Below are 15,627 nucleotides of genomic sequence, written 5' to 3' on the forward strand. Positions count from 1 at the left end.
TTATTGGAATGAGGAGTAGCAAGTGTGCGAGGGCGTACTTTCTTTTGCCTACTTTTCTTTATACGCATAAAGAAAAGTAGGTCGCCCTTTAGGGCGAAAACTAAATACTAATTAGAACAAAAATTTTTAAAAACTATTAAACTTTGCCATCAAACTGAGTGCAGATTACTGTACTTATGAACCAGTTTAACGAATTCTAGCTAAACCATCCGCTAAATCAGCGATCAGGTCATTACAATCTTCTAACCCTACATGAATACGTACTAAACTGCCTGTCAGCTTACGTGCTATATTTGGTCGAATACGGGCAATTTCTTCAGGTTGATTCACTAAAATTAATGATTCATAGCCACCCCATGAATACGCCATCGTAAATAAATTGAAATGATCTAGGAATGTAGCAACTTCTTGATCATCTAAGCGTTTGTTTAATTCAAAAGAGAATAAACCACTTGCTCCATGGAAATCACGTTGGAAAAATTGATGCCCTGGACAACTTGGTAGGGCTGGATGATAGACAGCTTTTACCTCTGGTTGTTCAGCTAACCAGCGTGCAATTTTGAGACTACTTTCACCATGTTGTTGCAAACGCAATGCTAAAGTACGAATTCCTCGTGCTGTCATGTAAGCTGTGTCTGCATCCACCATTTGCCCCATAAGATAAGATTGCTCACGTAATTGATCCCAAGTACGTTCATTCGCTACTGCAGTACCAATCATACCATCAGAATGGCCAACCAAATACTTAGTACCCGCTTGAATCGAAATATCAATATCATGTTGCAAAGCTGGAAATAACAAGCCACCTGACCAAGTATTATCAATCATAATGATCATTTCTGGCTTTTTCGCGCGTATTGCCTGAACCATACTTGGAATATCGGCAACTTCCATCGTTAAGGAGCTAGGTGCCTCCAAAAATACGACTTTTGTATTGTCTTGAATTAGCTCAGCAATGTGTTCACCAATCATTGGATCGAAGAAGGTTGTTTCTACACCTAATTTTTTTAGCATCACTTGACAAAACTCTTGAGTTGGCTCATAAGCAGCACCAGTAACTAAAATATGATCACCTTGTGCGACAAATGCCAACAAACTATTACTAATTGCTGCTGCTCCACAAGGGTAGAGATAACAACCTGCTCCACCTTCTAATTCACACATTAAATCTTGTAAAGCAAAATGGGTCAGCGTCCCTCTACGCCCATAAAATAGGGCTTGTTTAGTCCGTTGACGTGTTGCCGCTTTTTTATCAGCAACAGTATCAAAAACTAAAGATGAAGCACGCTGAATAACAGGATTAACACTACCCTGGGTCACTCGATTTTTACGACCAGAATGAATAAGTTGAGTGTTTTTTTGCTGTATTTGAGTTATCATTATTAACACCTCTCTTGCTAAATATATAGTTTCACATTAATTGATTTGATAGATAAAAACAACTGTATATTCAATAGAGAAAGCGGTATCTTTTACCCCGTTAAAAACAACGAGCTAATTTAAATCTTTCGTTGTTTTTCCTCATAATAATCATTAATTAGATACTCACAAGGAGATAGTTATGGTATTAGTAACTCGTCAAGCACCAGATTTTACTGCATCAGCTGTTTTAGGTAACGGTGAAATCGTTGATAATTTCAATCTTAAAAAACATATCGAAGGTAAAGCAGCAGTTGTTTTCTTCTGGCCTTTAGACTTCACTTTCGTTTGTCCATCAGAAATCATTGCATTTGATCACCGTTATCAAGAATTCAAAAAACGTGGTGTTGAAGTTGTTGGTGTTTCTATCGACTCTCAATATACTCACAATGCATGGCGTAAAACTCCAGTAGATAAAGGCGGTATTGGTGAAGTTCAATTCGCTATGGTTGCTGACGTTAAACACGAAATCGCTGAAGCTTATGGTATCGAACACCCAGCTGCCGGTGTTGCATTACGTGCATCTTTCTTAATTGATAAAAACGGTGTTGTTCGTCACCAAGTTGTTAACGATCTTCCATTAGGTCGTAACATTGATGAAATGCTTCGTATGGTTGATGCTCTTGCATTCCACGAAGAACACGGTGAAGTTTGCCCAGCTCAATGGTCAAAAGGTAAAGAAGGTATGAAAGACAACCCTGAAGGTGTTGCTGCATACTTGAAGAAAAATGCTGAGCAACTTTAATTGTTAATCACTTTTCATTCTTAGCCCCACATTACGTGGGGCTTCATTTTTTAGAAAAAATATCACTCAACGAAACATTATTCATCCAATTTATAAGCAAAATTTGATCTAGTCCAACCAATTTTGCAAGATTTTCCTTTTATAAATCTATTATTCCTATACAATAAACGGCATTTATTAAAAAAGGGGACATAAAAATGCCTAAAATACTTCTTGTTGATGACGATATCGAATTTACAAATTTATTATCTGAAGTCTTAGCAATGGAAAGTTTTGATGTAGAGATTGTTCATAATGGTGAGGATGCATTAAATCAATTAAACCCTAGTATTGATCTCATTCTATTAGATATCATGATGCCAAAACTTAATGGAATTGAAACATTAAAGAAAATTCGCCAAAAATACGCAATACCAGTATTAATGTTAACCGCTAGAGGTGATGATGTTGATAGAATTTTGGGCTTAGAGTTAGGTGCAGATGATTATCTTTCAAAACCGTTTAATGATCGTGAATTAGTTGCTCGAATTAAAGCTATCCTACGTCGTGTTAATACTGCTGAAGAAACAAAAAACACCAATAATACCTTAGAAATTGACACGTCAAATGATTCTAAAAATATTCATTTTGATGACATTATGCTATATCCAGGACGTCAACAGGTTATGTATCAAGGACGAGATCTTGAACTAACCGGAACTGAATTTGCATTATTACATATGCTCATTCGTAATCCTGGTCTAATTCTTTCAAGAGAATTACTTTCTATTGAGATCTTAGGCAAACGCCTAACACCATTTGATCGTGCAATTGATATGCATATGTCGAATTTACGTAAAAAATTACCACCACGAAGAGATAATTTACCTTGGTTTAAAACGCTCAGAGGACGGGGTTATCTCTTAATTACTGATAAATAACATTATCTGATTAAAATTGGTAATAAATTAATAGAACCCTTGTTTCCAAGAAATAAGGGTTTTATTGTACTTAAAAGTATTATTTATGAAAAAACGTATCTCCAAGCCATTTACTTCATTAACAGGACAAATCTATCTTTTCTTTATTCTTATCTTTTGTATTTCATTCACTATTGCTGCCATATTGCCTTCCTTTGATGCAAGAAAATACTCTACTCTTGATGATGAAGAAATTAAATTTTATCAAGAAATTATTTTCTCTATGACAGAAAAAACCAAGCTTGAGGGGGTATTTCGTATTCAGAAGCAAGTTGAATTTGTTGAAAAAGAAAAGCACTTAAGATTTGCTATAGTAAGTAAAACTAGAAAAATATTAAATGTTAACTCTCAAGATCATCAAAATTTAAAGGAGTTTTTTAGTCGTTCACATAATCCTTTATACCCACAAAAAAAGCAATTTAATAACTCAGAGTTTATCGGTCCTTTTATTATAAATTTATCTCATAATAAGGAAAATCTTCCTAGTTATTATATTTATTTTATTGAAAACATTCCGCCAATACATCCTTTTATTAAAGAATTTTTTGATAATTATTTATTAATGCTATTAGTAATAATTTCTCTCTCAGCTCCTATATTATTTATTCTTTCTTACCATATTACTCACTCTATCACTAAATTACGTAAAGCAGTAAATAATGTGGCTATGGGACATTTTACTATTAATCCTGAATTAGAAACTGAAGGTCCAGTAGAAATTCGTGCAGTAGGAAAAAGCTTTAACCAAATGGTGACTGCAGTTGAAAATTTATTAAATTCTCAAAAAAGAATGCTTTCTGATATTTCTCATGAATTAAGAACCCCTCTCGCTCGACTCAAACTTTCTGCAGCGATTATTCGCCGTCGTCATGGTGAAACACCTGAATTAGCAAGAATAGAAACAGAAGCTGAACAATTAGAACAAATGATCTCTGATATTTTAAATATCTCTCGTCAGCAAATTAATAGTCATCTTGAACATGAAATCTCCCCAATTACAGATATTTGGGATGAAGTAATAGAAAATACCCGTTTTGAAATTGATCAATTAAATAAAGAAGAACATACAAATAAACAGTTAATTATCGAAAATCATATTGAAAATGTAGATCGTTATTTTATTAATGGAAATATTTCAACGCTGGCCGGCGCATTAGAAAATATTATTCAAAATGCGAAAAAATATGGCAATCAAATAATCAAACTGTCCTTCTTTATCAAAAAAGATCAACTAATTATTCATATTGAAGATGATGGTAATGGCATTGACCCTATCGAATATAAACAGATTTTTGAGCCATTTTATCGGGTCGATACGGCACGTACACGAGAGTCTGGTGGTTTTGGATTAGGTCTTGCAATCGTATCTAATACAGTTAAACAGCATAATGGCACTATCGAAGCGATGCAAAGTGAATTAGGTGGATTACTAGTAAAAATCCGATTACCTTTATGGTTTGATTAGAAAAATAGAATTTTTGTGATACAAATTACAAAAAAAAGATTTAATTGTTAAATAATATAAAATTCTTATTCTTTTTACCCTTTAGTTATGTTATGGTTTCGTTCATTTGCTAATCCTATAACAATTAATCGAGGTCTATGAATGGAAGCCTTTCATAATCTAATCAATCAAATTAATGAGCCTTTGTGGAATATTGTAATTGTTACCTTATTAGGAACAGGGCTTTACTTCACACTCTCACTATTCTTTGTTCAAATTCGTTTATTACCGCAAAGTATTCGAGAAATGCTTGGCGGAAGAAATGTTGAATGCAAGCACGCAATTTCGCCATTCCAAGCGTTTGTTACTGGGCTAGCAAGTCGAGTTGGTGTTGGTAACATCGCTGGCGTATCTATTGCAATTACAATGGGTGGACCGGGTGCCGTATTCTGGATGTGGGTTACTGCACTACTTGGTATGAGTAGTGCCTTTGCTGAATCTTCTTTAGCCCAATTATTTAAAGTTAAAGATCTTGCCGGACATTTCCGTGGCGGTCCAGCATACTACATTACTTCAGGATTAAAACAACGTTGGTTTGGCTGGTTATTTGCTATCTCTCTTATTCTAACTTACGGCTTTGTATTTAATGCCGTTCAATCCAATACCATTGCAGAAGCCAGTAACGGCGCTTGGGGGTTCTCTCCACAAGCTGTTGGTGTCGTGTTGGTGATTCTTACCGCACCAATGATCTTTGGTGGGATCCGTAGAATTTCACGCATTGCTGAAGTATTAGTACCATTTATGGCATTTCTTTATCTCGCTATGGCGATATATATTCTCTTCAATAACTTAAGCATTGTTCCACAAACCTTAAACCTAATTATTTCTTCTGCGTTCAACTTTGATGCTGCTGCAGGTGGATTCTTTGGTGCAGTATTCTCACAAGCAATGATGTATGGTATTAAACGTGGTTTATACTCTAACGAGGCAGGGATGGGTTCAGCACCAAATGCAGCAGCAAGCGCTGATGTCAAACACCCTGTTAGCCAAGGATTAATTCAAATGTTAGGAGTGTTTGTAGATACCATCATTATCTGTACTGCAACCGCTGTAATCGTCTTACTTTCTGGTGAGTCTTTAACCTCAGGAGTAAGTGGTGCCCAATTAACACAATTAGCCATAGAACATCAAGTCGGCCCTTGGGGGAAAGATTTCCTTGCAGTGATTCTATTTATGTTCGCTTTTTCTACTATTATTGGTAATTATGCTTATGCAGAAGGGAACATTCAATTTATTAAAAATAATCCAACTGTGATTATGATTTTCCGAATGCTCGTCTTAGCAATGGTTTATTTTGGCGCTGTACAAAAGATGGCACTTGTGTGGGATATGGCAGATACATTTATGGGGATTATGGCAATGATCAACCTAATTGCTATTTTGCTACTTTCTCCAATTGTGATTCTCTTATTAAAAGACTATCAATCACAACTTAAAACAACAAAAGAACCAGAGTTTAAAGTAGAAAATTATCCTCAACTGATCAATAAAGTGAAACCAAATATTTGGCGTTAATCAGCAATAAAAATGGCAGATCATCAATCTGCCATTTTCCTTATCCGTTCAATCCTTATGCTTGACCAATAATTCCTTTATGACGCAATAATGCATCTAACTTAGGTTCTCTGCCTCTGAAACGCTTAAAGAGCTCCATTGGCTCTTCCGAACCACCACGAGTTAAAATATTATCTAAGAAAGACTTACCTGTTTCTGGATTAAAAATTCCCTCTTCTTCAAAACGCGAAAAGGCATCCGCAGAAAGGACTTCTGCCCATAAATAACTATAATAGCCAGCGGCATAACCACCCGCAAAAATATGGCTAAAACTATGCGGTGTTCTTACCCAAGTTGGCGTTTTCACTACAGCAACATCCTGTTTGACTTCAGCGGAAATTGTTGCAACTTGCTCTGATTTAGTTGGATCAAATTCATAGTGTAAGCGGAAATCAAATAAACCAAACTCTAGTTGACGCAAGACAAACATAGCAGCTTGGAAATTTTTCGCTTTGATTAATTGAGCTAACTTCTCTTTTGGTAACGGCTCTCCTGTTTGATAATGGCCAGAGATAAACTGTAATGCCTCCTCTTCCCAACACCAATTTTCCATAAATTGGCTTGGTAATTCGACTGCATCCCATGGTACACCATTAATTCCTGATACATCGCCAGTTTCAATTTTTGTCAGCATATGATGGATACCATGCCCAAACTCATGGAATAATGTCGTCACTTCATCATGAGTAAAGAGTGCCGGTTTATCGCCAATTGGACGATTAAAGTTACATACTAAATAAGCTACCGGTTTTTGTAATGAACCATCTAATTTACGTTTACGACTAATACAATCATCCATCCATGCACCACCACGTTTATGTTCACAGGCATAAAGATCAAGATAAAAACTTCCTCTTAGCTCATTATTTTCATCAATTAAATCAAAGAATCGTACCTCTGGATGATAGGTATCCACATCAAAACGTTCAACAGCTTTAATTTTAAAAATTCGCGAAACCACTTCAAACAGACCCGATAATACGCGATCTTCTGGAAAGTATGGGCGTAACTCTTCATCATTAATTGCAAATAATGCTTGCTTTTGTTTTTCGCTATAAAAAGCAATATCCCAAGCAGCCAACTCTTCAACGGCGAAATGTTCACGACAAAACTGCTGTAATTCTGTAAATTCTTTTTCGCCTTGCGCTTTGGAACAACTTGCTAAATTTTGCAAGAAATCTAATACTTGTTTTGGACTTTCTGCCATCTTGGTTGCTAGTGATAAATCTGCATAGGTATCAAACCCGAGTAATTTTGCTAGCTCATAACGTAAAGTAAGAATCTCTTGCATAATTGGGGAGTTATCCCATTTACCCGCATTTGGCCCTTGATCAGAGGCTCTGGTCGTAAACGCTCGGTACATTTCTTCACGTAAAGCACGATTTTCACAATAGGTCATTACAGGTAGATAACTTGGAAACTCTAATGTAAAACGATACCCTTCCACGCCTTTACTTTCTGCAGACGCTTTCGCTGCTTGCAATGCACTTTCTGGTAAACCAGCGATTTCTTTCACATCCGTAATCACCTTTTCCCAACCCATCGTTGCATCAAGTACATTATTACTAAATTGGGAACTTAATTCTGATAAACGTGCAACAATTTCGGCATAACGTTGCTGTTGTTCTGCCGGAAGAGAAATACCAGATAACTCAAAATCACGTAGGCTATTTTCAATCGCTTTTTGTTGATCTTTTGCTAAGCTAGCAAATTCTGGGCTGTTTTTTAGTTGTAGATAGGCTTTATATAGTCCTTGATGTTGCCCCACCCAAGTACCGTATTCAGACAGTAATGGTAAACAAGCTTGATAAACTTCTCGTAATTCTGGGCTATTTTTCACTGAGTTTAGATGTGCAACAGGCGACCACGCTTTACTTAATTTGTCATTGACTTCAGCCAATGGTAAATAGAAATTTTGCCAAGTTAATTCTGGCTGTTTTAACACCTCTTCTACGGTATCACGACATTGTTGAATTAATTGGCTAATCGCTGGTTGGATATGTTCTAATTTAATTTTTGAAAATTCAGGTAATCCTTTTGGATCTAATAATGGGTTTGACATAATAGTTATCCTTATAAAAAAATACGTTCCTAGTTATTGGGGATAAGCTTCAGATTTCAACCACATCATACCATTCAACCCATATTATTTTCTCTTTTTCTATCATAGAGCAAATCAATATAGCCCTATGGCTACTTGTACCATAATCAATAAAAATGAAATTTTCTTTTCAATTCCTAGTAAGATATCTTAGAATGTTGATTACATTTCACTCACTACGCATAAAAATATGAATAAATCAATCAAAGTCGAACAATTAGAATATCAAATCAGAGAACGTTATGACTCTCTAAGTAAACGATTAAAACAAGTTGCCAAATATATCCTAGATAACCCAAATAGTGTGGTATTTGATACTGTTGCGGTGATTGCTGAACGGGCAGAGGTTCCGCCTTCAACATTAATTCGTTTTGCTAATGTTTTTGATTTTAGTGGTTTTAATGAAATGAAGCAGGTGTTTAAAGAAAGCCTGATGGAATCTACTGCTGACTATAAAGAAAGGGCTGAACTTTTTCATAAAATGGATGCAGAAAATACCCAACAGAATAGTCCAGAAAATATTTTAGCCGTTTTCGCTCATGCTAATGCCACAGCATTAACACAACTTGCTACAAATATTGATAGCAAGCAACTCAACAATGCAGTGAAATTATTAGATTCTGCCAATAATATTTTTATTATTGGGTTAAAGCGTTCTTATAGTATCGCTTGTTATTTAAATTATGCGTTACACCATCTGAACCGCCGCTCCTATATCATTGACGGATTAGGTGGAATGTTTGAAGAACAGTTAAATTTGATTAAACCTGGTGATGTTGTAGTGGCAATTAGCTTTGCCCCTTATGCCAAAGAAACACTGAATATCTTAGATTCCGTTGCTAAAGAAGGGGTAAAACAGATTGCAATCACCGATAGCCAACTAAGTCCGTTAGTGAGTTTTAGCGATATTTCTTTTGTCATCAAAGAAGCTCATATCAACGGCTTCCGTTCTCAATGTTCAACAATGAATCTAGTGCAAAGTTTAGCGATCTCTTTAGCATTCCAACAAGAAGATAATCTGTAACTAGGCATTAAGGTTTTATTTTTATTTTTATTTTTATTCCTATTACTATACCAATGACAAAAAATAACCTAACCTCGAAAGGTTAGGTTATTGGGCTTACTCTCCTACTTAAAACTATTGCTTAACCGCGATATTTTTTCCAAAGATGGATCAATTTACGATATTTCTCTGAAACGGCACTAATTAATGCTTGATCATCTAATTGATTTGCTAGCCATTGTGCAGACGGTTCACCAAAAATTGTTCTACCTACCGCAAATCCTTTCACCATTGGAGCTAATGCTGCTTGTTTGAATGTTTCATCAAAAACACTCTCTGGTGCATCTAGGCCTAAAATTAAGATACCTCGACAATATTTATCATTAGCATTGATTACCGCTGTAAGTTGTTGCCAAGTGATTGATGTCATTCCTGGAAGTTTCCACCAATCTGGTTTAATACCTAATTGATATAAATGGCTAATGATTTCAACATAGTACGCTTCATTTTGCTCCATATCTTTTGGCAGAATAATTTCTAACAATAATTCATGACCTGTACGGCAACACGCTTGATACACTTCTAACAATTTAGCATCTTGGCGTTGTTTGATGTTTTCATTGTCATTTGGATGATAGAATGCTAAACATTTCACTACATGCTCTTTTGGCCAAGAAATCAACTGACTACCCAAGTCACCATGCTCTAGTTCTAATGGGCGTGATGCTGGTTTTTCAATAGGGCGACCAATCCACCATTTTTTACCTGTAATCGCATTTAGAGCATCTTGACCGTAAGTGGTATCCGCTAAAATTCCTGCGTGTCCATCATAGATACCTTCTTCTTTTGCCGTTTGCTCTGCTGCTTGTAGTAATAACTGTTTAAGTTGTGGAATTCGTTTTACATCTGCACCACATTTTTCCGCCATTTCCTCTAACTGTAAACGGTGATCAAAGGCAAAAATGCAAAGATTATCCCATTCTTGTTTCCGTGTTGTTACTCGGTGTAAATGGTTAAGTGTACTATCTAGATCAGGACGAGGGACTGATTCTGCACGAGAGAGATAGTCATCTAATTCAGCTTTAGTTGGCATTGCAGGTGCACAACCATGGCGAGAAACAACTAATGCACCACACGCATTTGCATAACGACAAGCTTGTTCCCATCCTTCTTCATTAACATAGCCACGCAATAAGCCAGACATAAAGGCATCTCCAGCACCTAATACATTTAATACAGCAACCCGAACACCATACACATTTAAGCCACCATCAATATCATCTGGGATCTCACCTTCAAATACTGAACAACCTAAAGCACCACGTTTACAAACTAATGTTGCATTTGAAAATTTACGTACATTTTTTAATGCTGTTAATGTATCTGTTGAACCGCCTGCAATATGGAACTCCTCTTCTGTTCCTACTAATACATCAAAATGATGCAATACTTCTTGCAAAGATTTTGTTACGGCTTCTGAATCAATATAACGTGTTTCACCATCACCTAATGAGGTTAATCCCCACAATACAGGTCGATAATCAATATCTAATAAACGTTTAGTACCATTACGACCTGCATATTCTAATGCTGTCAATACTGCATGACGAGTTTTTGGATGTGATAGATGAGTACCTGTAATTGCTAAAGCTTTTGCTGAAGCAATATACTCTTCGCTGAAATCATCTGCGGTAATAGCCATATCAGCACAATTATCACGATAAAAAATGAGTGGGAAAGTTTCAGTATCTTTAATACCTAGAATAACTAATGCGGTTAAACGTTCTTTATCCGTAATTAAATGGCTCGTATCTACCCCAACGCTTTGTAACTCTTCACGTAAAAAACGCCCCATATGTTCATCACCAACACGGGCTAACATTGAAGATTTTAAACCTTGAATTGCGGTACCATAAGCAACATTACCTGATGAACCACCCAAATATTTAGAAAAATTGCTTACATCTTCTAAACGGGAACCTATTTGTTGTGAATACAAATCTACTGCAACACGGCCTAAACAAATTACATCTAATGTTTTAGACATTTCCTGCCTCCTAAAAAATCAGTGCCACTTCACATTTAAAGAAAATAAAAAATCTATCGATTTTAATTTTAGAATAAAAATTTCAATTTTCCACATATTATGATCTTTTTTGCGAGAGAGATCTCAAAATTTTTCATTTTTATAGTAAAAAAGAACTGCTTTTCGATTAAATCAACTGAAAGATAACTGAATTATGCCTTAGATTTATGCAAATTTTTTTAAAATAGTTGATCCACCTCTCAAAAATGAAATTTATATTTCATATTTCGTTTTATTGGAAAATTTTTTGAGTAGAATAACAACCAATCAATCTTAATTGAGAAGATGAATTAAGGAGAAGTCAATGAAAACTCAACGCCTTACAGTTGCGCAAGCACTCGTAAAATTCTTAGATAATCAATATGTTGAAGTCGATGGTAAAGTTACAAAATTTGTGAAAGGTATCTTTGCAATTTTTGGTCATGGTAATGTACTTGGTTTAGGTCAAGCCTTAGAACAAGACAGTGGTGAATTAATTGTCCATCAAGGTCGCAATGAGCAAGGTATGGCTCACATTGCAACTGGATTTGCTAAACAAAAATTAAGAAAACAAATTTATGCTTGTACTTCTTCTGTTGGTCCAGGTGCAGCAAATATGATTACAGCTGCCGCGACAGCAACAGCCAACCGTATTCCATTATTACTATTACCAGGAGATGTTTTTGCTACTCGCCAACCAGATCCTGTATTACAACAAATTGAACAGCCCTATGATTTAAGTATTAGTACCAATGACGCTTTCCGAGCAGTAAGTAAATATTGGGATCGTGTAACTCGTCCAGAACAGTTAATGAGCGCTTGTATTAACGCTATGCGTGTACTTACTGATCCAGCTGAAACTGGTGCTGTGACTATTGCACTTCCACAAGATGTTCAAGCTGAAGCTTATGACTATCCTGAATATTTCTTTGAAAAACGTATTCACCGTATTGAAAGAACACCTGCAACCGCAGCAATGTTGTCACAAGCAGTTGAATTAATTAAACAGAAGAAAAAACCATTAATTATTTGTGGTGGTGGCGTACGTTATTCTGAAGCAGCGCAAGAACTTAAAGCATTTGCGGAAGCTTATCAAATTCCATTTGCAGAAACTCAAGCAGGTAAAAGCGCTATTGTTGCAGATCACCCATTAAATGTAGGTGGTGTTGGTGAAACTGGTTGCCTTGCAGCAAATCTCTTAGCAAAAGAAGCTGACCTAGTGATTGGGGTTGGTACTCGTTATACCGATTTTACCACCTCATCTAAATGGATTTTCCAAAATGAAAATGTTGAGTTCCTCAATATCAATGTTGCACGTTTTGATGCTTATAAACTTGATGGAGTTCAAATCACAGCTGATGCAAAAGCGGCATTACAACAATTACAACCACTTCTTACTGGTTACCAAGCTGAATGGGGTTCACAAGTTGCTGATGCGAAACAACAGATGGCAGAAGAGTTGCATCGTGTTGCACACGTTACTTATTCCGAAAAATTTGTCCCTGAAGTCAATGACGCATTACCAAATCGGGATAAGATTTTTGCAGAATTTATTAAATTAACTGGTTCTTGCCTTACCCAAAGTCGTGTACTTGGTATCTTAAATCAACAACTTACTGAAAACGATATTATTGTTGCCGCAGCAGGTAGTCTACCAGGCGACTTACAACGTGTATGGCAAGCAAAAGGCGAAAATACTTACCATCTTGAATATGGTTACTCTTGCATGGGATATGAAGTTGCCGCTTCTTTAGGTGCAAAATTAGCAGAGCCAAACAAAGAAGTTTATACCTTACTCGGTGATGGTTCTTACTTAATGTTGCATACCGAATTAGTTACCGCAGTACAAGAACAGAAAAAAATTAATGTCGTACTCTTCGATAATATGACTAATGGTTGTATCAACAACTTACAAGTAGGTCATGGTATGGATAGTTTCTGTACAGAGTTCCGTTTTAGAAATCCAAATACAAATAAACTTGATGCTGGATTTATCCCCATTGATTTTGCAATGAATGCAGCAAGTTATGGTTGTAAAACTTATACCGTTCGTAATGAACAAGAACTTATTGCCGCATTAGCAGATGCGAAAAAACAATCAGTTCCAACTTTAATTGATGTAAAAGTCTTACCAAAAACAATGGTTCATGGTTATGGCAGTTGGTGGCATGTTGGCGTAGCTGAAGTTTCTACAAAAGAACGTATTCGCCAAGCTTACACAACTTCGCAATTACGCATCAATGAAGCAAGACGTTATTAATAATTTACTTATTTTCCACTAGGAGAAAATTTATGAAAGCAGAAAATGTAAAACTTGGTATTGCCCCTATTGGCTGGACTAATGATGACCTTCCAGAACTAGGGAGTGAAAATACATTTGAACAATGTGTAAGTGAAATGGCGCTTGCTGGCTACCAAGGTTGTGAAGTTGGTAATAAATATCCACGTGATATTGCAGTGTTAAAACACAAATTAGATGTACGCGGTATTCAAATTTGTAACGCATGGTTTAGTACATTCTTTGTAGATGGTAAAAAAGAAGAAACTATCAAAGGCTTTATTGAACATCGTGATTTCCTTCATGCAATGGGGGCGAAAGTAATCGGTTGTTCAGAACAAAGTCGTAGTATTCAAGGGCAAAAGAAAGCAATTTTCAAAGAAAAAACTATTTTCACTGAAGCTGAATGGCAATTACTTGCAGAAGGCTATAACGAATTGGCTAAATTAGCAGCTGAAAAAGGTATGAAAGTATGTTTACACCACCATATGGGAACAGGTATTCAAACACCTGCTGAAGTGGATAAATATATGGAAATAACTAATGATGATGTTTATCTCTTATTCGATTCAGGACACCTTTATTATTCTGAAGGTAGCCAACAAGCAATGTTAGATGTCTTAGAGAAATACATTGATCGTATTGTTCATGTTCATTTAAAAGATGTGCGTGATGAAGTGGTTGCTGAAGTAAAAGCTAACGATCTTAGCTTCTTAGAAGGTGTGAAAAAAGGAACATTTACCGTACCTGGTGATGGTGTAATTGATTTTAAACCAATTTTTGACATCTTAGAAAAACATAATTACAAAGGCTGGATGGTCGTTGAAGCGGAACAAGATCCTGCTTTAGCAAACCCATTTGAATATGCATTGAAAGGTCGTAAATATATTAAAGAAGTTGCAGGTATTTAAGGAGTCATAAAATGATTAAAGTAGGTATTATTGGTGCTGGACGTATCGGTCGAGTTCACTCAGAAAGTATCAGCAAATATGTTAAAGGTGCGGAAATTAAAGCAATTTCTGATATCAAAGTAACTGAAGAATTACAATCTTGGGCAGCAAGTATGGGGATCCCTAATGTTTACGATGATTATCGTAAAATTTTACAAGATCCTGAAATTGATGCGGTATTAGTTTGTTCATCAACCAATACTCATGCACCAATCTCTATTGAAGCCGCTCAAGCGGGTAAACATATTTTCTGCGAAAAACCAATTGATCCAAATAAAGACAAAATTCGTGAAGTGCTCGATGTTGTTGAGAAAGCAGGTGTGAAATTCCAAGTTGGTTTTAACCGCCGTTTTGACCATAACTTTAAAGCAATTAAAGATCGTGTAGTTGCTGGTGATATCGGTGAACCACATTTAATCCGTGTTACATCTCGTGACCCAGATGCTCCACCAATTGAATATGTAAAAGTATCTGGTGGTTTATTCTTCGATATGACTATTCATGATTTTGATATGATTCGTTACCTATCTGGTAGTGAAGTTATTGAGGTTTATGCAGCTGGTGGTGTATTAGTTAATCCAGAAATTGGTAAAGCAGGCGACATTGATACTGCAGTAATTACCTTAAAATTAGCTAATGGCGCTATTGGTGTTATAGACAACAGCCGTAAAGCAGTTTACGGTTACGATCAACGTGCTGAAGTTTTTGGTTCAAAAGGGGCTGTACAAACTCGCAATGATACCGATTCTACTGCGGTTTATTCTTGTGAAGCTGGCGTTATTGCTGAAAAACCAAAATACTTCTTCCTTGAACGTTATATGCAATCTTTTGCAGATGAAATCAAATGTTTCGTGGATTCTATCGTCAATGACAAGCCAACTTTAGTGAATGGTAATGATGGTTTACAACCAGTATTAATCGCATTAGCAGCGAAAAAATCTTTAGATGAAGGACGCCCAGTTAAAATTAGCGAAGTTGCCTAATTCCATAGATCTTTTAGCTTAAAGTTATCCCCGATAGGCTTATCTATGGTGTAGTAGACAAAATGG

General features: G+C 36.1%; 11 protein-coding genes. 8 read left to right on the plus strand and 3 right to left on the minus strand.

Annotation, left to right across the window (positions count from 1 at the left end; translation table 11 throughout):
* Positions 1-186: 186 nt before the first annotated feature.
* Positions 187-1,380, minus strand: a complete 1,194-nt coding sequence (gene metC, locus QV06_RS07730) for a cystathionine beta-lyase (RefSeq protein ID WP_065237637.1) — start codon at positions 1,378-1,380, stop codon at positions 187-189.
* Between the two features lie 181 nt (positions 1,381-1,561).
* On the opposite strand from metC, the gene QV06_RS07735 reads away from it, so the two are divergent.
* From QV06_RS07735 to QV06_RS07750, 4 genes are all read left to right on the plus strand, one after another.
* Entirely contained in the window at positions 1,562-2,164 is a 603-nt protein-coding gene (locus QV06_RS07735) for a peroxiredoxin C (RefSeq protein ID WP_065237638.1), read from the plus strand.
* A 197-nt stretch (positions 2,165-2,361) separates the two neighbouring features.
* Entirely contained in the window at positions 2,362-3,084 is a 723-nt protein-coding gene (gene cpxR / locus QV06_RS07740) for an envelope stress response regulator transcription factor CpxR (protein ID WP_065237639.1), read from the plus strand.
* A gap of 85 nt (positions 3,085-3,169) precedes the next feature.
* On the plus strand, positions 3,170-4,588 hold the full coding sequence (gene cpxA, locus QV06_RS07745; protein ID WP_065237640.1) for an envelope stress sensor histidine kinase CpxA: 1,419 nt from the start codon (positions 3,170-3,172) through the stop codon (positions 4,586-4,588).
* A gap of 141 nt (positions 4,589-4,729) precedes the next feature.
* Positions 4,730-6,142: an alanine/glycine:cation symporter family protein gene (locus QV06_RS07750; protein ID WP_065237641.1), complete on the plus strand. Its 1,413-nt coding sequence runs from the start codon at positions 4,730-4,732 to the stop codon at positions 6,140-6,142.
* A gap of 55 nt (positions 6,143-6,197) precedes the next feature.
* On the opposite strand, the gene prlC is transcribed toward QV06_RS07750, so the two are convergent.
* Positions 6,198-8,243, minus strand: a complete 2,046-nt coding sequence (prlC, locus tag QV06_RS07755) for an oligopeptidase A (RefSeq protein ID WP_065237642.1) — start codon at positions 8,241-8,243, stop codon at positions 6,198-6,200.
* 229 nt (positions 8,244-8,472) lie between these two features.
* Here prlC and QV06_RS07760 point away from each other — a divergent pair, with 229 nt between their 5' ends.
* On the plus strand, positions 8,473-9,306 hold the full coding sequence (locus QV06_RS07760) for a MurR/RpiR family transcriptional regulator (protein ID WP_065237643.1): 834 nt from the start codon (positions 8,473-8,475) through the stop codon (positions 9,304-9,306).
* Between the two features lie 121 nt (positions 9,307-9,427).
* On the opposite strand, the gene QV06_RS07765 is transcribed toward QV06_RS07760, so the two are convergent.
* Positions 9,428-11,332 (minus strand): bifunctional 5-dehydro-2-deoxygluconokinase/5-dehydro-2-deoxyphosphogluconate aldolase, encoded by a 1,905-nt coding sequence (locus QV06_RS07765; protein ID WP_065237644.1) that lies wholly within the window; start codon positions 11,330-11,332, stop codon positions 9,428-9,430.
* Between the two features lie 343 nt (positions 11,333-11,675).
* Here QV06_RS07765 and iolD point away from each other — a divergent pair, with 343 nt between their 5' ends.
* Genes iolD through iolG form a run of 3 tightly spaced genes read left to right on the plus strand, consistent with a single transcriptional unit; the run spans position 11,676 to position 15,561 of the window.
* The gene (iolD, locus tag QV06_RS07770; RefSeq protein ID WP_065233675.1) at positions 11,676-13,610 is read left to right on the plus strand and encodes a 3D-(3,5/4)-trihydroxycyclohexane-1,2-dione acylhydrolase (decyclizing); all 1,935 of its coding nucleotides are present in this window, start codon (positions 11,676-11,678) and stop codon (positions 13,608-13,610) included.
* 32 nt (positions 13,611-13,642) lie between these two features.
* On the plus strand, positions 13,643-14,539 hold the full coding sequence (gene iolE, locus QV06_RS07775) for a myo-inosose-2 dehydratase (RefSeq protein WP_065237645.1): 897 nt from the start codon (positions 13,643-13,645) through the stop codon (positions 14,537-14,539).
* Positions 14,540-14,550: 11 nt separating this feature from the next.
* Positions 14,551-15,561 (plus strand): inositol 2-dehydrogenase, encoded by a 1,011-nt coding sequence (gene iolG, locus QV06_RS07780; RefSeq protein WP_065237646.1) that lies wholly within the window; start codon positions 14,551-14,553, stop codon positions 15,559-15,561.
* Positions 15,562-15,627: the final 66 nt, after the last annotated feature.

The sequence above is a fragment of the Gallibacterium genomosp. 3 genome (assembly GCF_001678475.1).
In the GTDB taxonomy this organism is placed as follows: Bacteria; Pseudomonadota; Gammaproteobacteria; order Enterobacterales; family Pasteurellaceae; genus Gallibacterium; species Gallibacterium faecale.

What these genes read in the sequence shown, in the direction of transcription:
- metC (WP_065237637.1), bottom strand. Translation starts at nt 1,380, where the DNA reads ATGATAACTCAAATACAGCAAAAAAACACTCAACTTATTCATTCTGGT.
- QV06_RS07735 (WP_065237638.1), top strand. Translation starts at nt 1,562, where the DNA reads ATGGTATTAGTAACTCGTCAAGCACCAGATTTTACTGCATCAGCTGTT.
- cpxR (WP_065237639.1), top strand. Translation starts at nt 2,362, where the DNA reads ATGCCTAAAATACTTCTTGTTGATGACGATATCGAATTTACAAATTTA.
- cpxA (WP_065237640.1), top strand. Translation starts at nt 3,170, where the DNA reads ATGAAAAAACGTATCTCCAAGCCATTTACTTCATTAACAGGACAAATC.
- QV06_RS07750 (WP_065237641.1), top strand. Translation starts at nt 4,730, where the DNA reads ATGGAAGCCTTTCATAATCTAATCAATCAAATTAATGAGCCTTTGTGG.
- prlC (WP_065237642.1), bottom strand. Translation starts at nt 8,243, where the DNA reads ATGTCAAACCCATTATTAGATCCAAAAGGATTACCTGAATTTTCAAAA.
- QV06_RS07760 (WP_065237643.1), top strand. Translation starts at nt 8,473, where the DNA reads ATGAATAAATCAATCAAAGTCGAACAATTAGAATATCAAATCAGAGAA.
- QV06_RS07765 (WP_065237644.1), bottom strand. Translation starts at nt 11,332, where the DNA reads ATGTCTAAAACATTAGATGTAATTTGTTTAGGCCGTGTTGCAGTAGAT.
- iolD (WP_065233675.1), top strand. Translation starts at nt 11,676, where the DNA reads ATGAAAACTCAACGCCTTACAGTTGCGCAAGCACTCGTAAAATTCTTA.
- iolE (WP_065237645.1), top strand. Translation starts at nt 13,643, where the DNA reads ATGAAAGCAGAAAATGTAAAACTTGGTATTGCCCCTATTGGCTGGACT.
- iolG (WP_065237646.1), top strand. Translation starts at nt 14,551, where the DNA reads ATGATTAAAGTAGGTATTATTGGTGCTGGACGTATCGGTCGAGTTCAC.